General features: G+C 38.3%; 20 protein-coding genes and 1 other annotated feature. Of the genes, 6 read left to right on the forward strand and 14 right to left on the reverse strand.

Annotated elements, in window-relative coordinates; translation table 11 throughout:
* Nucleotides 1–35: 35 nt before the first annotated feature.
* Together ACEN4N_RS02735 and ACEN4N_RS02740 are read right to left on the reverse strand one after the other, a co-directional pair.
* Complete coding sequence (locus ACEN4N_RS02735; RefSeq protein ID WP_407089073.1) at nt 36–1,307, reverse strand: UDP-N-acetylglucosamine 1-carboxyvinyltransferase; 1,272 nt, start codon at nt 1,305–1,307, stop codon at nt 36–38.
* A gap of 10 nt (nt 1,308–1,317) precedes the next feature.
* Nucleotides 1,318–2,148 (reverse strand): hypothetical protein, encoded by an 831-nt coding sequence (locus ACEN4N_RS02740; RefSeq protein WP_407093614.1) that lies wholly within the window; start codon nt 2,146–2,148, stop codon nt 1,318–1,320.
* Nucleotides 2,149–2,421: 273 nt separating this feature from the next.
* Between ACEN4N_RS02740 and ACEN4N_RS02745 the strand changes: the two genes are divergently transcribed.
* From ACEN4N_RS02745 to ACEN4N_RS02755, 3 genes are read left to right on the forward strand one after another with little or no spacing between them, the layout of a single operon-like run.
* A complete protein-coding gene (locus ACEN4N_RS02745) occupies nt 2,422–3,129 on the forward strand; it encodes a TraX family protein (RefSeq protein WP_407093616.1) in 708 nt (235 codons plus the stop codon).
* A gap of 10 nt (nt 3,130–3,139) precedes the next feature.
* On the forward strand, nt 3,140–3,727 hold the full coding sequence (locus tag ACEN4N_RS02750) for a hypothetical protein (RefSeq protein ID WP_407089070.1): 588 nt from the start codon (nt 3,140–3,142) through the stop codon (nt 3,725–3,727).
* A 27-nt stretch (nt 3,728–3,754) separates the two neighbouring features.
* Nucleotides 3,755–4,015 (forward strand): hypothetical protein, encoded by a 261-nt coding sequence (locus ACEN4N_RS02755; protein WP_407093617.1) that lies wholly within the window; start codon nt 3,755–3,757, stop codon nt 4,013–4,015.
* Between the two features lie 79 nt (nt 4,016–4,094).
* Here the strand turns inward: ACEN4N_RS02755 and fba are convergent, their stop codons facing one another.
* The 7 genes from fba to ACEN4N_RS02790 all read right to left on the reverse strand — a co-directional run bounded on the left by fba (nt 4,095) and on the right by ACEN4N_RS02790 (nt 11,338).
* Complete coding sequence (gene fba, locus ACEN4N_RS02760; RefSeq protein WP_407089066.1) at nt 4,095–4,952, reverse strand: class II fructose-1,6-bisphosphate aldolase; 858 nt, start codon at nt 4,950–4,952, stop codon at nt 4,095–4,097.
* Between the two features lie 516 nt (nt 4,953–5,468).
* Nucleotides 5,469–6,746, reverse strand: coding sequence for an MFS transporter (locus tag ACEN4N_RS02765; RefSeq protein WP_407089065.1), 1,278 nt, complete (start codon nt 6,744–6,746; stop codon nt 5,469–5,471).
* A gap of 78 nt (nt 6,747–6,824) precedes the next feature.
* Nucleotides 6,825–7,463 carry an orotate phosphoribosyltransferase gene (pyrE, locus tag ACEN4N_RS02770; RefSeq protein ID WP_407093641.1) on the reverse strand — a complete coding sequence of 213 codons (639 nt, stop codon included), beginning with the start codon at nt 7,461–7,463 and terminating at the stop codon, nt 6,825–6,827.
* Nucleotides 7,464–7,488: 25 nt separating this feature from the next.
* Nucleotides 7,489–8,205, reverse strand: coding sequence for an orotidine-5'-phosphate decarboxylase (gene pyrF, locus ACEN4N_RS02775; protein WP_407093618.1), 717 nt, complete (start codon nt 8,203–8,205; stop codon nt 7,489–7,491).
* 259 nt (nt 8,206–8,464) lie between these two features.
* Nucleotides 8,465–10,078, reverse strand: coding sequence for a CTP synthase (locus tag ACEN4N_RS02780; protein ID WP_197104213.1), 1,614 nt, complete (start codon nt 10,076–10,078; stop codon nt 8,465–8,467).
* Between the two features lie 155 nt (nt 10,079–10,233).
* Complete coding sequence (gene rpoE / locus ACEN4N_RS02785; protein ID WP_407093643.1) at nt 10,234–10,878, reverse strand: DNA-directed RNA polymerase subunit delta; 645 nt, start codon at nt 10,876–10,878, stop codon at nt 10,234–10,236.
* A gap of 40 nt (nt 10,879–10,918) precedes the next feature.
* Nucleotides 10,919–11,338, reverse strand: a complete 420-nt coding sequence (locus ACEN4N_RS02790; protein WP_171031304.1) for a DUF1934 domain-containing protein — start codon at nt 11,336–11,338, stop codon at nt 10,919–10,921.
* Nucleotides 11,339–11,437: 99 nt separating this feature from the next.
* Here ACEN4N_RS02790 and ACEN4N_RS02795 point away from each other — a divergent pair, with 99 nt between their 5' ends.
* Both ACEN4N_RS02795 and ACEN4N_RS02800 read left to right on the forward strand, forming a co-directional pair.
* On the forward strand, nt 11,438–12,292 hold the full coding sequence (locus ACEN4N_RS02795) for a biotin/lipoate A/B protein ligase family protein (RefSeq protein WP_407089057.1): 855 nt from the start codon (nt 11,438–11,440) through the stop codon (nt 12,290–12,292).
* A gap of 10 nt (nt 12,293–12,302) precedes the next feature.
* Entirely contained in the window at nt 12,303–13,700 is a 1,398-nt protein-coding gene (locus tag ACEN4N_RS02800) for an HD domain-containing protein (protein WP_407089056.1), read from the forward strand.
* A gap of 545 nt (nt 13,701–14,245) precedes the next feature.
* Here ACEN4N_RS02800 and ACEN4N_RS02805 read toward each other — a convergent pair.
* The 5 genes from ACEN4N_RS02805 to ACEN4N_RS02825 all read right to left on the reverse strand — a co-directional run bounded on the left by ACEN4N_RS02805 (nt 14,246) and on the right by ACEN4N_RS02825 (nt 19,274).
* Entirely contained in the window at nt 14,246–15,436 is a 1,191-nt protein-coding gene (locus ACEN4N_RS02805) for a M20 family metallopeptidase (RefSeq protein WP_407089054.1), read from the reverse strand.
* Between the two features lie 38 nt (nt 15,437–15,474).
* Nucleotides 15,475–16,347: a MetQ/NlpA family ABC transporter substrate-binding protein gene (locus ACEN4N_RS02810; protein ID WP_407089052.1), complete on the reverse strand. Its 873-nt coding sequence runs from the start codon at nt 16,345–16,347 to the stop codon at nt 15,475–15,477.
* A gap of 104 nt (nt 16,348–16,451) precedes the next feature.
* Entirely contained in the window at nt 16,452–17,366 is a 915-nt protein-coding gene (locus ACEN4N_RS02815) for a MetQ/NlpA family ABC transporter substrate-binding protein (RefSeq protein ID WP_407089050.1), read from the reverse strand.
* Between the two features lie 23 nt (nt 17,367–17,389).
* Entirely contained in the window at nt 17,390–18,322 is a 933-nt protein-coding gene (locus tag ACEN4N_RS02820; protein ID WP_407093619.1) for a MetQ/NlpA family ABC transporter substrate-binding protein, read from the reverse strand.
* A gap of 25 nt (nt 18,323–18,347) precedes the next feature.
* Nucleotides 18,348–19,274, reverse strand: a complete 927-nt coding sequence (locus ACEN4N_RS02825; protein ID WP_407093620.1) for a MetQ/NlpA family ABC transporter substrate-binding protein — start codon at nt 19,272–19,274, stop codon at nt 18,348–18,350.
* A 100-nt stretch (nt 19,275–19,374) separates the two neighbouring features.
* Nucleotides 19,375–19,639, reverse strand: a binding site (T-box leader).
* Nucleotides 19,640–19,740: 101 nt separating this feature from the next.
* On the opposite strand from ACEN4N_RS02825, the gene ACEN4N_RS02830 reads away from it, so the two are divergent.
* Complete coding sequence (locus tag ACEN4N_RS02830) at nt 19,741–20,910, forward strand: aminotransferase class I/II-fold pyridoxal phosphate-dependent enzyme (RefSeq protein WP_407093621.1); 1,170 nt, start codon at nt 19,741–19,743, stop codon at nt 20,908–20,910.
* Nucleotides 20,911–20,973 lie beyond the last annotated feature (63 nt).

Here is a 20,973-nt window from a genome sequence, read left to right on the forward strand (position 1 = left end):
AATTTAATTGATCTGCCCAAATATAGTCATGTTTATTATTCTTCGACAGTGTCGTCTTCAATCATTTCAATATCGGCACCAATAGCTTTTAATTTACCTACGATGTCAGTATATCCACGTAAGATATTGCTTACACCTGTGATGACTGTCTCGCCATCAGCGATTAAAGCAGCAATTACAAGACATGCACCTGCACGTAAATCACTTGCACGGACTGGGGCACCTTGGAGTTTCGATGGGCCACTAATGCGGATAATATCACCATCTACTTTGATATTTGCTCCCATGCGGTTTAATTCTGGAATGTGTTTCACACGTTGTGGATAAATTGTATCCATAATGGTTCCTTCACCGTGAGCTTTTAAAAGTAATGGTGTGAAAGGTTGTTGTAAGTCAGTCGCAAAACCAGGGTATGGCAGTGTTTTAATATTAACCATATTTAAGTTGTCAGATTTCTTGATGTCAATCGAATCTTCACCAATCGTCATCATCGCACCCATTTCGTCTAGTTTAGCAATGTAACTTTCGATATGTTCATAAATAACGTTTGTGACACGAACATTTTCACCCATTGCGACTGCCGCTGTAATGTAAGTACCCGCTTCTATACGGTCTGGAATGATTGTATGGTTGGTACCATGCATTTCGTCGACACCTTCAATACGGATCAAGCTTGTTCCAGCACCACGGATATTTGCTCCCATTTTGTTCAGAAGTGTCACAACATCGATAATTTCTGGCTCACGTGCCGCATTTTCGATGATTGTTTTTCCTTTAGCGCGGACAGAAGCTAGAATCGCGTTGATTGTTGCTCCCACTGATACAACGTCCATGTAAATTCTTGAACCTTCTAGGCCATTTGGCGTTGATAAAGTAATCACACCAAATTCGTCTTCAACCGTTGCTCCAAGTGAACGGAAAGCTTTAATATGTTGGTCAATTGGACGAGGTCCTAAGAAACATCCTCCAGGTAGTCCGATAACACCTTCACCAAATTTCGATAAAGTTGCTCCCATAAAGTAATAAGATGCACGTAAACTTTGGATTTTTCCTGTTGGCATTGGAATTGACACCATATCTGTTGGGTCAATCATTAGTGTATTATTTTTAAATTCGGTTTTTACATTAAATTCAGCAAGGATTTCAAGTAATGAGTGAACATCTTGAATATCTGGCACGCCTTCAAGTACAACTGGTGAATCAGCGATAATTGCGGCTGGTATTAGTGCCACCGTACTGTTTTTTGCTCCGTTAATTGTAATTTCGCCGTTTAGAGGTTTTCCTCCACGAATAACTAATTTTTTCATGTTTCGCTCCTTAATTCGTTCTGTCTTGTATATTATTTTTAATTGCTTTATTTATTTCGTTCAAAATCGCCCATTGGCGCTTGTCATCTAGTCCAGCAAGTATTAGTGCTTCCTGAAGGAGACGATGAATTTGTTTCACGTTCATCCCCGTACGACGTTCAACTAGTTCATCACTGACATAAATTACTTCGTGAGCCACGATATTTCGGACATATTTTTCAATATGTCTTAAAGAAATGGCTTTCGCTCTCACTTCGTCATTTCTACTATGATCGTCAATGAGTTTTAATAAATGACTCGAACTTACATAATGCTTATAATTGAAGCGGTCGCCGTAATATTTTGTAAAGGTCTCAGCCACTTTATTCGCTTCTTCCTCCACTTTTGCTTGCTTCCACTGTAAACCACGATAAACCGGCGTTCCTTCAACGGTTTCCTTGACAATTGGTTGGATATATTGACTTAATTCCGGCATAAAATCTTCTTCGATAATTAAGCGCAGTAAATCAACCAACAACGGACTGAGTGCACGAAAATAGTCCATATATTCAGATCGTTCAAATTGAACATTCATATAATGTGCATAGCTATACACTCGGCGTTCTAGGTATGTGGGCTTGAGTAAATATTGGCGGTCTACTTTGGGAGCTAGTTGCTCAATTTCTCGAATATTTACATCTAGAAAAGCTTGAGCAAGCTGAATTGAGTGAGTAAGGTAGGAATCGTTCAGTGTAGTATTCTCTTTTATATAAGATAATAACGGTCGATATTGATTATATTCCAACATATGATCAATCAACGTCATTTGAGTTTTACTTATGATCGGTGAAGGTTGTGTCACGCATTCATTCTCCTTAAATTTTATATAGTAGAAGTATATCATAACGCTCCTAATAAATTAACATTCTTGTTTTATGATTCTAACATAAGCCCGGAATCCTTCAAAGAAAGGACTACTATATCCATGTTTTTCTTGTTAAAATATGTATAATTCCTCTAATTGAACATTAGAGTGTTAAAAAATATTTTCTATACAGTACCATAACTTAATTACTGTTATGTAAACATTGTATTTCAAAATGAAGGATTTGACTCAGAAAGGATACCTTGTCATATGGAAGCTTTAAATAAGCCTCAAAATACGTTTATAAATAGTGCGACCATCAAAATCATTGCGATGGCTTCGATGTTAATTGATCACTTAGGTGCTTTCGTGCTCCTGCCCTGGTTGCAAGCGGGGAATGGTCAAGTTAATTTCGAAACATGGAACTCCGTGTACACCGCAAGTCGGGCAGTCGGTCGGCTCGCTTTTCCGTTATTCTGTTTTTTAATTGTCGAAGGCTTTCAGCATACAAGCGATGTGAAAAAGTATTTAAAACGTCTCGGTATCTTTGCGCTAATTTCTGAAATTCCTTTTGACTTAGCGAGATCGCATACATTCTTTGATTTTTCTGGACAGAATGTAATGTTCACCTTATTTAGTGGGCTGTTTGCTATTTGGTGTATAGAAAAATTTGAGCAACCGATTTACCGCTTTGTGGGAGTTGTGCTCTCCTTAGCATTTGTCTTCATCTTGGACACAGATTATTCTACTTTAGGCGTATCCGTCATTATTATTCTGTATGTCCTACGGGATTTTCGGTTATTCCAATCCCTTTTTGGTGCTTTTGCATTTATCGGCAGTTGGTTTGCGATGCCTGCTTTCATTATTACCTATTTTTACAATGGTTTAAAAGGAAATCTCAGCTCCAAAGCATTCTACTGGTTCTATCCAGTTCATCTATTACTTTATGCACTTATAGCATATTTATTATTATCTTAGGAGGAAAAATATGAAAATAAATTATCCTATTAATGGTACAGAAGAAGAAATCAAAGAAATTGAAAAAATTTACAAAGATTACCCTGAATTACCTTACATCTCACCAGAACGTAATCTAAGAAAATGGTTCCGTGATTTAGATTTAACAAGCGAAACGCGTGTACCCTTGCGCAATATGCAACGTACTGAAGAAGGCTTATTACCGGGAGATATCATCTTAATTTGGCGCATTTCTTTAGGGACATTCACAAACGAATCAGTGATGCCGAAATACTTTGAATATGATTACGGCATTAACGCTCACCAATCTTTAAAAGACTTAATCGAACACGGTTATGTGGTTCAAGAGTCGCCTTATGAATCAATGGATCACGTCACAGCCACTTTGTTGAAGAGCTTATTAAAAATGAAAAACGTTAAAGGCTATTCAAAATTAAATAAAACAGGCTTAGTGGAAGAAATCAAAAAGCATTATTCCAATAAAGAATTAGATGAACACTTCGATGTTCGCGGCATGCGTTTAACTGATTCTGGTAAAAAAGCTTTAGAAAACAATCAATTTGTGATTGATAAACATCCAACAAAACCAGGTTATTAAAAAGTTTTAGTGTTAGCGAGAGAAATCTTGCTGGCACTATTTTTTAGGTGGTTTTTTGGTGTACTTGAGCCAAATGGCAAAGTTATTTGGCTTGAGTTAGACCAACTAGAGACAAACCGCATCACCATTTGGCTTGAGTTAGACCAACTAGAGACAAACCGCATCACCATTTGGCTTGAGTTAGACCAACTAGAGACAAACCACATCACCATTTGGCTTGAGTTAGACCAACTAAAGACGAACCGCATCGCCATTTGGCTTGAGTTGCAATTTATTCTCTATCTATAAATTATCAGACAGAAAAACCCGTTCTAACCAAGATGAATCTCGGTTAGAACGGGTTTAGTTTAGTATTGGGAATGAATTATTAAGCTTTGTTTGATGATCCAAACATATCCATTGTTTCTTTAGTTGTCGCAACAATTGCATCTTTACCAGGTGCGATTACTTTACGTGGATCATATACTTTATCATCCGTGTTTAATTTTTCACGAACAGCTTTTGTCCATTGTTGTTGTAATTCAGTGTTAACGTTAATTTTTGCATGTCCAAAGCTAATTGCTTTTTTAACTTGGTGTTCTGGAATTCCTGAACCACCGTGTAATACTAAAGGCATACCAGTTGCTTCAGAAATTTCTTCCATTTCTTTGAAGCCTAATTTTGGTTCGCCATCGTAAGTTCCGTGAACTGAACCTAATGCTGCTGCTAAAGCATCAACGTTAGCTTCTTGTACTAAACGTACACATTCAGCTAAATCAGCATAAGCAACTCCACCGATAACTCCGTCTTCTTCTCCACCAACAGTTCCAACTTCACCTTCAACTGAAGCACCGTGCTCGTGAGCATATTCAACAACTTGTTTAGTCATTGCAATATTGTCATCGATTGGGTGATGAGATCCGTCAATCATTACTGATGAGAAACCAGCGTCAATTGCGTCTTTACATGTGTCAAATGAAGATCCGTGGTCTAAGTGTAGAGCAACTGGTACTGTAATGTCCATTGTTTCCATTAAAGCGTTAACCATTGCTGCAACAACTTTAGTTCCACCCATATATTTAGCTGCACCTTCTGATACACCTAAGATAATTGGTGAGTTGTTTTCTTTTGCAGCTGTTAATACAGCTTGAGTCCACTCAAGGTTGTTAATGTTGAATTGTCCTACAGCGTACCCTTCTTCTTTTGCTTTGTTTAACATATCTGTCATACTTACTAAACGAGTCATACTTAAAATTCCCCCTATAATGTTATTTTATACGTTTATTATACTCCAAAAACCGCGCTATTGCTAGTAAATAAGCAGATTGGCGCTATGGCTTGATTTGTAGGCATTTTAATTGACTTTTTTCACTTATTCATTTAAGGGGTTAAATTTGATTAGAGATTATTTTGTCATTTTTGATGATTTGATAATATAAAATACTGGCGGTTGGTTTTATTTTCACTAAATATTAAAAAAAGTGCTTAGCTTATGACAGAGTGTTAGTAGAGGTACAGTAATATCAGGTCGACGGATCGCACATGATACCGTTGGAGCGAAGCGACTTACGGAATCAGTAGATCAGCGAGACGGAAGCTCAATCACAATATAACGCCGAAGTGATTAGCTAGAGTCGTGCCACTACGGTCACCGAAACTAACACTCTGGAATAAGCGGGATTACCATTATATTCTTTTCAATATTAGTCCCCAAAAACTTAAAAAGAATCTAGCTTTTCAACTAGATTCCTTTAATAAATTTTTATGCTTCAGCTAAGCGTTTGTTGTTTTTAACTGTTGACGTACTTGTGTCAATATCCACTTTATTGTCCAATGTTTTATAATTATTAGCCTTCAATTGAGGTAATGTAATCATGAAACCGAAACTGATAATGTACAGCCCCGCTAAGAAAAGCATTACTAAAGGTACACCTGACATATCTAAGATGTAACCAATGATGACTGATGAGAACCCCCCAACAGCACGTCCCACATTCAAGATTGTGTTATTCGCAATCGCACTGATTTTGTAAGAGTATAAGCGTGTAATAACCGCTCCGTAACCTGCGAACATCCCGTTCACAAAGAATCCAACGATAGCTCCACCGATTAAGATTGATGTTGAGCTATTAGCAAAAGTGAATAAATATACTGCCACAGCAGAACTTATTAAGAAGATTCCGTAAGCTAAGCGTGGGCCAATGCGGTCTAAGATTTGCCCGAAGACAAACATTCCGATACACATACCGATGATTGTTGCGATCATCCAAGTTGAAGAACCACTGACACTGACGCCAACATTTTGTTGCATCATTGTTGGTAACCAGTTCATCATACCGAAGTAACCGGCGATTTGAACAGTTGTCATAACCATTAAAACGATTGTTTGATACGATGTTTTTCGGTCTTTGAATAAATCTTTAATGCTACCTTGTGCTGATTCATCATCTTCATCTGAATAACTTTCAATATGTAATTCTTCTTCCTTAACTGTACGACTCACCCAAACTACGATTAAAATTGGAAGTAAACCGAATAGGAATAGTCCGCGCCACCCGAATATTGGAGCAATCAATCCTGCAAGTAGGGCTGAAGAAATGGAACCGATTTGCCCAACAATTCCGTTTAATGAACTGATGCGTCCCATTTTTTCACTTGGCACGATTCCGGCCATGATTGAGATCGCCACACCATATTCACCACCGACACCAATCCCGGCAATAAAGCGCATTGCATATAAGTAATAGATATTATTTGTAAAGAAGATTAATCCTGTGGCAATTGAAAAGATTAAAATTGTCCATTTAAAAACTTTTAGTTTGCTGTAACGGTCTGCTAAGATTCCAAATAAAATTCCTCCGAACAACATACCGAAGTTTGTAATAGTCGCAATCCACCCTGCTTGTGCTCCTGAGATACCTAATTGAGAAATGATTGTAGACATCGAAAAGGCTAGGAACATAACGTTTAAATCATCGGTTCCTGACGCGACAATGGCTGATAATAAAGCGTTACGTTGTGATTTGTTTAAGTTTTTCATTTTGTATAATCTCCTTTAATGAATGCTCTCGGCATTCTTTATTAAAATTGTTATAGATGACTATAGGGACAGAGTTTTCTATGCTTCAAATTGTTTTGACCATTTTGCTGGATCTTGATACCACTCGACTAACGTGTCATAGTAGGCTTTTAATTTCAGATCGCTGACAGCATATTCTACTAGTTCGCGGTAGTTTGTTAATGTTTCAAGTGAGAATTCAACTTCACTAAACGCTTTTTGTCCGCTTTCTAACATATAGTTAAAGATTGCGGCGCAACCGATTACTTCACCTCCAGCCTGCTCTACTTTTGAAGCGGCATCCAATACACTTCCACCTGTACTAATTAAATCTTCGACCATGACAACTTTGCTGCCTGGTTTAAGGTAGCCTTCGATGGCATTTTCCTTTCCATGGTCTTTCGCACTTGATCTGACGTAAATCATTGGTAGGTTTAAGAGATTAGCAACAAAGGCCGCATGCGGAATACCGGCAGTGGCAGTTCCGGCGATGACTTCAACGCCTTCAAATTGAGTTTTAATTAAATCTGCTAAAGCTTGTTCGATAAAGTCACGTGTTTCTGGGAAACTCATGATTAAACGATTGTCACAATAAATTGGGGCTTTGAGTCCACTTGCCCAAGTATAAGGTTGATCTGGTTTTAAATTTACTGCTTCAATCGCGAGTAATTTTTCTGCTACTTGTTCTGATACTGTCATGTTCAAATGATTCATTCCCCTTCTATTAATTTAATTCAGCTTGCCATTCTTTCAAGATATATCGATAGGCTTCTACCGGGTCAGGCGCTTGCGTGATCGGTCTTCCCACAACGATATAGTCACTGCCGTTTTTGGCTGCATCTCTAGGTGTCATAATCCGTGTTTGGTCGTCGTTTGATTTTGAAGTCAGACGAATGCCAGGTGTCACAGTTAGAAACTGGTTTGATGTTGCTTCTTTGATGATTGAAGCTTCTAAGGGCGAGCAAACAACGCCATCTAAGCCTGCATTTTGTGTGAGTATCGCATAATTTTGGACACTATCTTGAATCGGCCCTAATATCTTTTGTTCCTCATTCATTTGAGTTTGCGAAGTTGAGGTGAGTTGTGTCACTGCGATTAGTAAGGGTTTGTGATTATTCAAAGCCCCTTCCTCCAGGCTTTCTTTGGCTGCTTGCATCATTTTCAGTCCGCCACTGGCATGAACATTTACCATGTCTACACCACTTTGAGCGAGCACTTTCATGGCACTTTTGACCGTGTTTGGAATGTCATGTAATTTTAAATCTAGAAACACGCTGTGTCCTTCCTCTTTTAAGTAATGCACAAAATCCATCCCTGTTTTGTAAAATAGTTCCATGCCGACTTTTAAATTTAAAGATTCATTTTTAAATAGATTTAGAAAAGCGATGGCTGCCTCTTTAGTGGCGAAATCTAGCGCAATGATTGGTTTTTGTTTATCCATTGTCTCACCTTTCATTCATTATTTTTAATCGAGAGTACAAAAAAACGACCGATAACAGATCATGTTACCGGTCGTTTACGACGTGAAAGAGTGCATAACGATAGTGTTCCCCTTGCATTGTACAAAATGGGTTCACTATTAATCTCTATAAAATGCCTATAAAGAAATCAGTTAGCAACACTTTCGCGTCTCACGGAACACGATTAAAGCTTTACTACTTTTATGGAATTATAGTGATTATTTACACCAATGTCAATTGTTATTTGCGATTGTTTTGATGTTCTAAACTTGCTTCAATAAAGCCTTTAAAAATTGGTTGTGGACGGTTTGGACGTGAAGTGAATTCTGGGTGGAATTGCGGTGCCACAAAGAATGGGTGATCTTTCAATTCAATAATCTCAACTAACTTCCCGTCAGGACTCACACCTGAGAATGACATACCGTGTTCGCTTAAAGCTTCACGGTACTCATTATTGAATTCATAACGGTGACGGTGACGTTCTTCAATCATTTCGCTTCCGTCGTATAAGTCACGAACTAATGAGCCTTCTGATAATTTTGCAGGGTATAGACCTAGACGTAATGTTCCACCTAAAGTCATATCTTCTGTTTGATCTGCTAATAAGGCAATGATTTTATGTGGTGATTCTGGGTCTAATTCTGAAGAATGTGCCCCTTTTAAGCCAACAACATTACGTGCAAACTCAACGGTCGCTAATTGCATACCTAAACAAATACCAAAGAATGGCACTTCTTCTTCACGAGCATAACGAATGGCTTCAATCTTACCTTCAACACCACGTTCACCAAAGCCGCCTGGCACTAAGATACCATCAACATCTTTCAAGTAAGAATCTACGTTGTCCGCGTTAATATCTTCAGCATTAATCCAAGATAATTCGATATCACTATTGTGGTAGAATCCGGCATGTTTTAAGGCTTCTACTACTGATAGGTATGCGTCAGGTAATTCAACGTATTTACCAACTAAACCGATTTTTACTTTGTTTTCTAGATGTAGAACGCGTTGTTCTAATTCTCTCCAACCAGTCATATCTGCTTCAGGTAAATCAAGACCAAAGTAATCTAAGACTAATTGGTCCATTTTTTGCTCTTGTAAGCTTAATGGGATTGTATAAAGTGTTTCAACGTCTCGTGACTCAATCACCGCGTCCGTTGTTACATCACAGAATAGAGCTAATTTATCTTTAATACTTTGTGGTAATGCCTCTTCAGTTCTCACTACTAAAATGTTTGGCTGGATACCTAATGATCGTAATTCTTTCACACTATGTTGTGTTGGTTTCGTTTTTAATTCTCCTGCTGCTTTTAAGTAAGGAATTAAAGTTGTATGAATGTAAAGAACATTTTCGTGCCCGATTTCTGTACGCATTTGACGTAGTGCTTCAATAAACGGTAATCCTTCAATATCTCCAATTGTTCCACCGACTTCAGTGATAACAACGTCAGCGTCAGTTGTTTCTGCTGCACGCATAATTTTGTCTTTAATTTCGTTTGTCACGTGTGGTATAACTTGGACGGTTGCGCCATTATATTCACCTTGACGTTCTTTACGTAGAACTTCATCGTAGACTTTACCGGCTGTGACACTTGAGTATTCATTAACATTAATGTCGATAAATCGTTCATAATGGCCTAAATCTAAGTCAGTTTCTGCTCCATCATTTGTTACAAAAACCTCTCCATGTTGATATGGACTCATTGTACCTGGGTCAATGTTTAAGTATGGATCGAATTTTTGAATATTAACTTTCAATCCTCTGTTTTTAAGTAAACGTCCTAAAGACGCAGCGACGATACCTTTACCAATTGATGACACAACGCCACCTGTAACAAATATATATTTTGCCATTATTGTAAGCTCCTCTTTATATATTTTCGGGATATAAATAGAAAAGCCCCCTATTCCGATGGAATAGGGGTGCTAATTAAGTAGATTGACCTTCCTCTTGAAAGGTGCCCAATTTAGATAATACGACAACTTTGTCGTTTCGTCAATAAAAAATTTTAGTCTTCGTCTTCTTCATCTTCAAAATCGTCATCATCGATATCTTCATCATCGATATCTTCATCAAAGTCCTCGTCTTCTTCATCAAGTTCTAGATCATCGTCACCTAGTTCAGATAAATCACGTGCATAGACACCAAGTTCTTGGTTGTCGTCTTCGTCATCTTCTTCGTCTTTAACGATTGGAACAACTTCTTCGACTTCATCTTCTTCATCGTCAAAGTCTTCTTCATCATCATAGATATCATCTAGATCTTCTGGATCATCATCGTTGTAGTCAATCATGTCGTCATTTTCGTCAAACGCATTTAGTTTGCGTTTTTTCTTGCGTCTGCGACGACGTGGTAAATCTTCATCATCAATTGAACTTACAATTTCTTCATCGATTGAATCGATGGGATACCAAGCGCGTAGTCCCCAACGGTTATCTCCTAATGAAATGAAGCGTCCATCAATATTGATGTCTGTATAAAAGCGTGTCATTTTCGCTTCCATCTCTTGTTCGCTTACATTTAAATAGTCTTGAATCGCAACCATTAATGCAGTGAAATCATACACATCACCTGTCTCTTCAAGGATTGCATGTGCAACTTCAATCGAAGAAAGTTCTTCAATATTTTCATTCTCAAATTGTTTTAAAATCAAAGCTTCCACTTCCTTCCTCGTATTCTAATATATTACCGATTTAATTACGATAATGCAATTGAAATTCATAGTCTCCAAGCGGTTCTTCGTTAATTAATACTTGGTATTGAATCATTAACTTCACACCTGTTTCTGTTTCAGAAAATTGAACTTTTTCGGTCTCAACTGCTAATTCCCATAGCCCTTGCGGTGTCATATAGGATGTATATGTTTGTTTAGATGGATTAAACGTTAATGTATATTGCGGTTGTTTAATCTCTGCTATCAGATGCCCTGCGTCACGTTGAGTATACCACTTTACTTCAATTGGAATATCTTCGCGGTCGACATAGGAGATTTTTGAAAAAGTCTTTAAATCAACTAACTCTCCTTTAGTCTCTAACAACCATTCATCTTTATGAGCTTGCTTATGATAGCGAATCTTTTGATCAACTTCAAGATAAATATTTTTTCTCTGCACATTTTCACCACACAATCTATAGTTATTTACTATTATAATCGATTTTTTGTTATAATTATACATAACTATAAAATAATTACAAAATGAAGGAAGGTTTCTATGCTTTCAAATCAAGAATATATATCATCCCAACAATGGCTTGTATTTTCAGAACAAGACAATCCATCAAAAAGGGATCCAAACAGTGCACTCAGTTACCAAGACAGCTTCATCCGCTGGGTTCCAGCTCTAAACGATGACGCTCGTAAACCTTATGGTGTCGTACACTTCTATCCATTTGACTATCCAACTATCCTACTTGGGGCAAAAGATACTCGTCTGCCAGAACTGGGCAATGCGAATAATTATCTCGTTGACCTTGGATACACACTAGTTCAACGTCCTCATGGTGGCTTAGCTGTTGTTAATGACCCGGGGGTCATAAACTTTGGATTGGTGAGTGATAATCGTCATTTTGACTTATCGATTGATCATGCTTACGAACAAATGGTTGCTTTAGTGGCGCAGTCCTTAGAGCCATTCGGTGTCAATGTAGAAAGCTATGAAATTCCAGATTCTTATTGTCCTGGAAAATACGACTTAGTTGTCAACGGGAAAAAAATTGGTGGCATTGCGCAACGTCGCTTCAAATCTGGTGTCACAACGGCTGCTTACTTAAGTGTCAATGGTGACCAACAGGCACGCGCTGAATTACTCCAGGCTTATTACCGTACAGGTGAAGCGGGTAGTGACTATCCTTTAATCAATCCTAACTCAATGACAACGATTGAAGCAGTCATCGGTGAACCAATTCAAGTCGCTGGATATCAAAAATTATTAATTTCAACGATGGAGAAATACGGTTCACTCACTCAAGGCGACTATGAAGACCCTGATTTAAAAGCTTTATACGAAAAAGCATTCGACAAGACAACCGCTCGGTCATACAAAATCCAACCTAATCAATTACCTTAAGGAGTTAATGATGGCTACTAATAATGATAAATATCAATTACAAATCTTGCCTCGAGAGAAAGTATTTCGCGATCCCGTTCATGACTACATTCATATTCAAGATTCGATTATCTTAAAGTTAATTGATACGGTCGAATTCCAACGTCTGCGTCGAATTCGTCAACTTGGGACGTCTTCTTACACCTTCCACGGTGCAGAGCATAGCCGTTTCAACCATTCCTTAGGTGTGTATGAGATTACACGTCGCATCATCAACAATTTCGTACGTAATTATCCTAGTCTCGAAGCCGGTGATGGCTTATGGGACGATAGTGAACGCCTTGTTGCCTTATGTGCGGCACTTCTGCATGATATTGGTCACGGGCCCTTCTCACATACGTTTGAAGGGATTTTCGATACCGACCATGAAGTAGTCACTCAAAAAATTATTATGTCACCAGATACTGAAATTAATCATGTATTGAAGTTAATGGGTGATGATTTTCCAGAAAAAGTTGCCAGCGTCATTAATAAAACTTACCCTAATCAGCAAGTCGTTCAATTAATTTCCAGTCAAATTGACGCTGACCGAATGGATTATTTAATTCGCGACGCCTATTATGCTGGCGTGAGTTACGGTGCTTTTGATATTACTCGAATTTTGCGTGTCATTCGGCCATTCAACAATCAAATTGTATTTGATTTCTCAGGGATGCACGCAGTTGAACACTATATTGTGAGTCGCTATCAAATGTATATGCAAGTGTATTTCCACCCCGTTTCACGCGGAATGGAAGAAGTGTTACGTAACTTACTTGCTCGTGCCAAATATTGTTACGACCAAAAACCGGAAACAATGAGACATTCCATTGATTTGTTGATTCCTTTCTTAGAAGGTGAATGGGATTTAGAAGACTATTTACGTCTAGATGACTACGTTTTAAGTAGTTATTTCTCACATTGGTTACTTGAAGATGACGACATATTGAAGGATTTAGCATACCGTTTCTTAAACCGGAAACCATTCAAGTCACTCTTATCGAGCGATGACCAGCGTGATGAATTAACGTCTTCAATTCAAAACGAAATGCGGGCTGAAGGCTTCGACCCAGAATATTACTTTGGTGAAAATAGTTCCTTTGACTTGCCCTATGATTTCTATCGCCCAGACTCAACAAGTACGAGAACACAGATTGATTTCTTAACAAAACAAAATCAAGTCGTTGAATTGTCACAAGTCAGTGCCTTAGTGCAGTCGTTAACCGGAGTACCGCGTGGAGAGCAACGCTTGTATTATCCTCGTGAAGTCTTACACACGATACTTAAAATCCCTGAAGTAGATTTAACACCTGATCAGGAAAAAATAATCGCTGCTTATAATGAAGAGACAAATGATGTCACGTTTAATATTCAGCAGAGATTATTTTAGTTTTTATGGTTTGGGCTAAATGCTCATTTCCCCAGCAGTTTTGGTTGTATAACCGGAATTGTTGGGGATTTTTGTTTGTATTGGGGTGTGGGCGTGTCCCTGAGATTTTTTCAGGGACATTTTTTCGTATTTCGTGTCCCTGAGATTTTTTCAAGGACATTTTTTCGTGTTTCGTGTCCTTGAGATTTTCTCAGGGACAATTTTTCGTGTTTCGTGTCCTTGAGATTTTTTTCAGGGATGGTTTGGTGCCTTGATAATTTCTCAGGGATCCTTTTCGGCGTTTTGCATCCCTGAGATTTTCTCAAGGATGGTTTGGTGCCTTGAATATTTCTCAGGGATCCTTTTTGGCGTTTTGCATCCTTGAGATTTTCTCAAGGATGGTTTGGTGCCTTGAATATTTCTCAGGGATCCTTTTCGGTGTTTTGCATCCCTGAAATTTTCTCAAGGATGGTTTGGTGCCTTGAATATTTCTCAAGGACACATTTTTCAACCCAAAATTCTCCCTATCAAAAAAGGATACGCCACAATGACGTATCCTAAATAATCTATGCTTGATTCAAGTAATCTAATGCGAATTCAACGTGGAAAGATGCCATGATTGGTAACACGTCTTCATCTAAATTGAATTTCTCGTGATGCAAACCGTATGAAGTATCTTCAGAGCTACTTACTCTAACTCGGGCATAAGTTCCTGGAATCCTAGTTAAGAAATCTGCAAAGTCATCTGAGCCCATACTTGGTTGGCTTTGTTTGATGACGTTTGCTTCTCCGACAATTTTCGCTCCCGCACGTTGGGCACGTAATGTTGCATCCTCGTCATTAATGTTTGGAGCTGCAGCCGGATAGTTTTCAAACTCAATCGTTGCACCAAATACTTTCGCAATATCATGAGCCGTTTCTTCTATCTTAGCTAAAAAACGTTCGCGTGTTTCATGACTTAATGTACGTAATGTCCCCTCGATTTTTGCATGATTGGAAACAATATTATAACGCGTACCTGAAGTGAATTTTCCAATCCCGATCACTGCTGGTTCTAAGGGATTCAGTAAGCGGGATACTAAGTTTTGTAATTCCGTTACAATATTTGCTCCGGCAGCTAAAGCATCAACGCCAGTATGTGGGCGGGCAACATGGGCACTTTTACCTATGACATTAATTGTAAAGATATCACAAGATGCCATAGTAGGTCCTGGCACTGCTTGAATGGTACCGACTGGTAAGGCTGGGTCTACATGCATACCAAACACTTGACCTACGCCATCTAATAGACCACTTTCGATAAATTGGTACGCACCGCTCCCAATTTCTTCTGCTTGTTGGAAAGCCACTAAGACAGTTCCAGCAAACTGTTCACGGTGTGATACTAAATAAGCAACCGCACCAAGAAGCCCTGAGTTGTGGGCATCATGACCACACGCATGCATTATCCCTTCATTTAATGATGGGAAATCATGACTAGTCGCCTCTGTGATTTCTAAGGCATCAATATCCGCACGCAGTAATACTTTTCGCTCGCGTTGGCTTTGGGTCGCATCATTCTTTGTTCCTGTAATCGTCCCTAAAGTTCCTGTTTCACCTACTTTTTCAAAAGGAACATTGAGATCCGTAAGTATTTCTTGGATTTTCTCAGCTGTTTTAAATTCTTTTAAACTAGGTTCAGGATGTTGATGGAAATGACGACGCCATGTTACGATTTGTTCTTTATTTGCTTGAATTTCTGGAATAACTTGTACCAATTTAGTTCCTACTTTCTATTGCCTTTATTACTAAGTTTCTACTCTGCCACTTCTGTGACCGTTTGATTCTCAATATCAACGTCGTATTCTCTGAATACCGGGATTAATGAACCGTCACTTGATTCTTTAATAATTTCAGCAATTTCATCTGTTTGGAATAACTCGACGATTTTTAAATATAATGGGTTGTCTTTGTCTTCTTCACGGGCTGCAATCACATTAATGTACATCGGATTCACATTATCTAAATTATGAGCATCCGCAAAAATCGCATCTGAAACTTTAAGTCCTGCATCTGAAGCAAAACCAGTATTAATAATTGCCGCATCAACATCTTGCAGTACTACAGCTGCCATTGCTGGGTCTAATAATTCAAACTGTAAATCTTTGGGATTATCTAAAATATCTTTCTCTTCTGGGAAAATGCCCGCCGCCTCATCGACATCAATTAACCCAGCAATTTCTAAGGCTTGAAGCGCGCGTCCATAAGTTGATGGATCGTTTGGAATCGCTATCGTTCCGCCATCTGGAATATCTTCCACTGACGTGTGTTTATCAGAATATAAACCTAATGGCGTAATTAATGTATTCCCTATCGGTGTAATTGTTCCATTATTTTCATCATTCCAAGAAAATAGAAACGGATACCCTTGCGTAGCGTTTAAATCTAATGAGCCATTTTGTAAGGCTTCATTTGGTTGATTGTAATCTGAGAATAGCACAAGTTCAATTTCAATGCCTTCTTGTTCTAGCGCATTTTCAACGACAACATCCCAATAATCATAAGCATTTGAACTGGCTAAGCCTATCGTTACTTTCTCACCTTCAAATTCCCCTTGGGCAGAGGCTTGAATTGGTAAAAAGCTTGCGATAGTAATGATTGATAAGAATGAATATAATAATTTTTTCATTGCGAACCTCCATTTTTTATTAAAAAAGCGCAAATAAAGTCTACAACCACTTTCTTCATTGTAGCTTACTTACGCTTTAAGTTTGTTTCTTTTAAAGTGTTTGACTATTCAGCCGATTCTTCTGACTCTTCTGATTCTTCCGTTGTTTCTTCTGATTCTGATGAATCTGATTCTTCTTCGCCTTCTTCAGTCCATGCTGGAACATCTCCACCGTTACTTGCTTCAGCTAATTTTTCAGCGACTTCGTCTGTTTGGTATAATTCTACGACTTTAGCAAATAATTCGTTGTCTGCGTTGTCACCATTTACTGCGATAACGTTTTTGTAATCATCTGGTAAGTCTGCAGGATTTTCAGCATCTAGGAAAATAGCATCCTCAACACTTAAACCAGCGTCTAAAGCAAATGTGTTGTTAATAACTGCTGCATCCACATCTGGTAAAGCTTGCGCAATTTGTGCTGCTTCTAATTCTTCAAATTGAATATTTAATGGGTTATCAGTTACGTCCGCAACTGTTGGTAAGATTCCTGCTTCATCATCCACTTCAATTAAGCCGGCTAATTCTAAGCCTAATAATGCACGACCACCGTTTGTTGGGTCATTAGGAATTGCAATTACTGCGTCTTCTGGAATTTCTTCAATCGACGTAATTGATTCAGAATATACTCCTAAGGGTGTAACGTATGAGAAACCTAAGGCTTCAAGATTACCATCATTTGCTTCATTCCATTCGTTTAAGAAAGCCACGTGTTGGAAAGCATTTAAATCTGTTGATCCGTCTTGTAAAGCAACGTTTGGTTGAACATAATCTGTAAATAATACTAATTCAAGTTCAATACCTTCTTGTTCTAGGGCCTGTTCTGAAACAAATTCCCAAACCTGTTCTTCTGCTTCACTTACGACACCAACGGTTACTGTTTCGCCTTCAAATTCACCTTGAGCTTGAACTGCTGAAGTTGCTCCAACTAAAACACTACCCGCTAATGATAATACACCTAATGATTTTAAGAATTTTTTCATGATAAATCTCTCCTTTTTTATGTTTATTCAGTATCTTCTTCTGTTGATTCTTCGCTTGATTCTTCAGTTGACTCTTCTGATCCATCTGTACTTTCAGCTGGCTCATAGCCTTCCCATGCTGGAATACTTCCACCGTTACTTGATTCAATAATCACTTCTGCTACGTCAGCCGTTTGGTATAGTTCTACGATTTTTAATAGTAATGGACTTTCAGCATCTTCAGAACGTGCCGCAATGATATTACGGTAAGTATCACTTAACTCTTCTGGTGTATCTGTATCTACGAAGATAGCATCTTCTGTTACAGATAAACCTGCGTCTTCTGCATGACCTGTGTTAATAATCGCTGCTGCAACATCTGGTAATGATTGTGGAATTTGAGCTGCATCTAACTCGATAATTTCTAGATTTAATGGGTTCTCAGTAATATCATCAATCGTTGGTAATACGCCTACAGCGTCATCCACTTCGATTAATCCAGCGATTTCTAAGGCAAGTAAAGCACGCCCGCCGTTTGTTGGGTCATTAGGAACTGCGATACTGTCGCCATCTACAATTTCTTCAACTGATGTAATTTTGTCTGAGTATAAGCCCATGGGTGTAACTAATGTAAAGCCTAAGTTTACTAGATCTTCGTCATTTGCTTCGTTCCAGTTTTCTAAAAAGGCAACGTGTTGAAAGGCGTTTAAATCTAGAGAGCCATTTGCTAAAGCTTCGTTCGGTTGGTTATAATCAGTTAAAAGTGTCACATCAATCTCGATACCTTCTTGCTCTAAAGCTTTGTCGGCAACATAGCCCCAAACTTCTGCACCATTATCTCCAACAACACCTACATTGACTTTCTCACCTTCAAATTCTCCCGAACTTTCTTGTGCAAATGCCACTTGAGTAGCTGGCGCTAGAATGAGTGAACTTGTCAGGGCAACTTTTCCTAACTTCTTAAGTAATTTTAACATAGCACTTTCCTCCTTTTATCTTTGACTATTCAGCATCTTCTTCCGTTGACTCTTCACTACTTTCTTCTTGACTTGTTTCTTCGCTGCTTGCGTCTTCAGCATTTTCTCCAATCACTGGCGCATTTTCCCAGGCTGGTTTGTCACCATTGTTAGTTGTGTCATATAAAGCTTGAGCGACCTCTTCTGTTTGATAGTACTCAACGATTTGTAAATATAGGGCGTTGTCTTGGTTTTCTTCAAGAGCTGCAATGACATTTCGGTAAGCTTCATTTAATTCTTCTGGATAATCCGCGTCAACGAAAATGGCTTCATCTAAGCTCAGTCCCGCATCTGTTGCGAAGTTTAAGTTGATGAACGCTGCTGCAACATCTGGTAACGATAAAGCTAATTGAGCTGCATCTAATTCTTCAAATTCCAAGTTTAATGGGTTATCTGTAATATCATTGACTGTTGCTAAAGGTCCAACTTCATCATCTACTTCAATGACACCGGCTAGTTCTAAGCCAAGTAAAGCACGTCCACCATTGGTTGGATCATTTGGAATAGCAATTGTATCGCCTTCTTGTAAGTCATCTAAAGATTCAATGTTTTCAGAGTAAGCACCCATTGGCGAAACAAAGGTATAACCAATGCCAGTTAGACTTCCGTCATTTGCTTCATTCCAGTCATCTAAAAAGGCAACGTGTTGGAAGGCATTTAAGTCTAGCGAACCGTCTTGTAATGCAATGTTTGGTTGAACATAGTCACTGAATAAAACTAAATCGACCGTGATTCCATCGGCTTCTGCCTTCTCAACAACGACATTCCAGACTTCTTCTGAAGGCCCAGGAACAATCCCAACTGATACTTCTTCACCTTCAAATTCACTTTGTGCTTGTACTGGAACACTTGCACCTACTAATAAACTTGCTGCTAATCCGACTACACTTAATCTTTTTAACCATTTTCTCATTTCAACCACTCCTTATTTAAAAATATATTGACTAGTCTATTATTTGACATAAATATGACTTGTGACAAAAAATTAACTACAAAAAAAACTCCCATCCTATGAAAAGGACGAGAGTATAAACTTCGTGTTACCACCTTAATTTGTCATTTCATCACTGAAATAACCTCTACCAGTACATGTGTTTAATGTACAATAACCATATACTGTGGCATCTCTAACGGGTGCATCCGTTCATCCTTATTGCGTTACGCATTCAGAATGACCGCTCAGTAGCCATTTTCAACCAATCGTCACTTACTCACTTTCACCAAGCGTGAGCTCTCTAAAAAGTTTGATTGATTTACTTTCCACATCAAAGCGTTTTATTTATCTGTTGAGACTATAATAGTATACAAATTTTACTTTGTCAAACATTTTATTAAAAAATATGTTAGACTTAAGCATATTATTAGAGGAGTTGATGAGAATGGATTATAAAAACATTAATAAACACTTACTAAACACGTCGGAGAATCTCATCCGTCTTTTTAACGACCAAATCAGTCACATTGAAGATTTGTTATTTTTCAATGTTGGTGAACCGGATTTTCCGACACCAGAAAATATTAAACAAGCGGCAATCAAATCAATCAATGCTGATCAAAGTTTCTATGCCCATTCTCGAGGGGTGTATGAGCTGCGTGAAGCGATTCAGCGTTACTTGAAACGTAAATATGATTTGGATTATTCTCCAGATAATCAAATCATCGTCACAGCGGGCGCAACCCAAGCTTTATACCTGGCGGTGACTGGCTTAGTTAATCAAGGAGACGAAGTGTTGGTCGTTGATCCTAATTATGTTATATATAATACTCAAATTTCTTTATCGGGCGCAAAAGCTGTTGCCATTGATGTTAGTTCAACTCAATTTAAGTTAACACCTCAATTATTAAAAGAAAGCATCACTGATAAGACAAAAGCACTGCTTTTAAATCACCCGACAAATCCTACGGGAGTTACTTATACTCACGATGAGATTAAAGCCTTAGCTGAAGTCATTAAAGAGCAGCAAATTTATGTCATCTCAGATGAAGTGTATTCTGAATTTAGTTACGGGTCTAAACATACGTCGATGGCAAAATTTATACCTGAATTGACTTTGTTGATTAATGGAACGTCAAAATCTCATGCAATGACTGGCTGGCGCTCTGCTTTCTTAGCCGGACCTTCAGAATTAATTAACTCAATCTACCCACTACATCAGTCAGTTCTGACAGCGATTAGTACTCAAGTTCAATACGCTAGTATCGAAGCTTACGACAATACCGATGCCGAAATCCAACGCATGTTAGAAGATTATCAAGCACGCCGTGATTTTCTTATCGAAGGGTTAAGAGAATTAGAATATGACTTCATTATTCCTGAAGGTGCTTTTTATCTTTTCAGTAAAATCCCAGTTTGGTATGAAGGTGACGATTACCAATTCTGTCTAGATTTAGCCCATGAAGTTAAAATCGCTGTCACACCTGCTCAAATATTTGGTGAGGCAGGTCGCGGGCACTTTAGAATCAGTTATGTTTCAAGTATGGCTAATTTAAAAACTCTGCTTGAACAGCTTAAAGTCTTCGAAACGTCTTATAAAGAAAAGAAAGCATAGATATAGCAAAAGCACTCAACCCGGGTTGAGTGCTTTTTTGTAATTTTATACTAATCCTATAAT

Origin of the sequence: Ruoffia sp. FAM 20857 (genome assembly GCF_045528645.1) — a bacterium.
In the GTDB taxonomy this organism is placed as follows: Bacteria; Bacillota; Bacilli; order Lactobacillales; family Aerococcaceae; genus Ruoffia; species Ruoffia halotolerans.

What these genes read in the sequence shown, in the direction of transcription:
- ACEN4N_RS02735 (WP_407089073.1), bottom strand. Translation starts at nt 1,307, where the DNA reads ATGAAAAAATTAGTTATTCGTGGAGGAAAACCTCTAAACGGCGAAATT.
- ACEN4N_RS02745 (WP_407093616.1), top strand. Translation starts at nt 2,422, where the DNA reads ATGGAAGCTTTAAATAAGCCTCAAAATACGTTTATAAATAGTGCGACC.
- ACEN4N_RS02750 (WP_407089070.1), top strand. Translation starts at nt 3,140, where the DNA reads ATGAAAATAAATTATCCTATTAATGGTACAGAAGAAGAAATCAAAGAA.
- fba (WP_407089066.1), bottom strand. Translation starts at nt 4,952, where the DNA reads ATGACTCGTTTAGTAAGTATGACAGATATGTTAAACAAAGCAAAAGAA.
- ACEN4N_RS02765 (WP_407089065.1), bottom strand. Translation starts at nt 6,746, where the DNA reads ATGAAAAACTTAAACAAATCACAACGTAACGCTTTATTATCAGCCATT.
- pyrE (WP_407093641.1), bottom strand. Translation starts at nt 7,463, where the DNA reads ATGACAGTATCAGAACAAGTAGCAGAAAAATTACTCGCGATTGAAGCA.
- pyrF (WP_407093618.1), bottom strand. Translation starts at nt 8,205, where the DNA reads ATGGATAAACAAAAACCAATCATTGCGCTAGATTTCGCCACTAAAGAG.
- ACEN4N_RS02780 (WP_197104213.1), bottom strand. Translation starts at nt 10,078, where the DNA reads ATGGCAAAATATATATTTGTTACAGGTGGCGTTGTGTCATCAATTGGT.
- ACEN4N_RS02795 (WP_407089057.1), top strand. Translation starts at nt 11,438, where the DNA reads ATGCTTTCAAATCAAGAATATATATCATCCCAACAATGGCTTGTATTT.
- ACEN4N_RS02800 (WP_407089056.1), top strand. Translation starts at nt 12,303, where the DNA reads ATGGCTACTAATAATGATAAATATCAATTACAAATCTTGCCTCGAGAG.
- ACEN4N_RS02810 (WP_407089052.1), bottom strand. Translation starts at nt 16,347, where the DNA reads ATGAAAAAATTATTATATTCATTCTTATCAATCATTACTATCGCAAGC.
- ACEN4N_RS02815 (WP_407089050.1), bottom strand. Translation starts at nt 17,366, where the DNA reads ATGAAAAAATTCTTAAAATCATTAGGTGTATTATCATTAGCGGGTAGT.
- ACEN4N_RS02820 (WP_407093619.1), bottom strand. Translation starts at nt 18,322, where the DNA reads ATGTTAAAATTACTTAAGAAGTTAGGAAAAGTTGCCCTGACAAGTTCA.
- ACEN4N_RS02825 (WP_407093620.1), bottom strand. Translation starts at nt 19,274, where the DNA reads ATGAGAAAATGGTTAAAAAGATTAAGTGTAGTCGGATTAGCAGCAAGT.
- ACEN4N_RS02830 (WP_407093621.1), top strand. Translation starts at nt 19,741, where the DNA reads ATGGATTATAAAAACATTAATAAACACTTACTAAACACGTCGGAGAAT.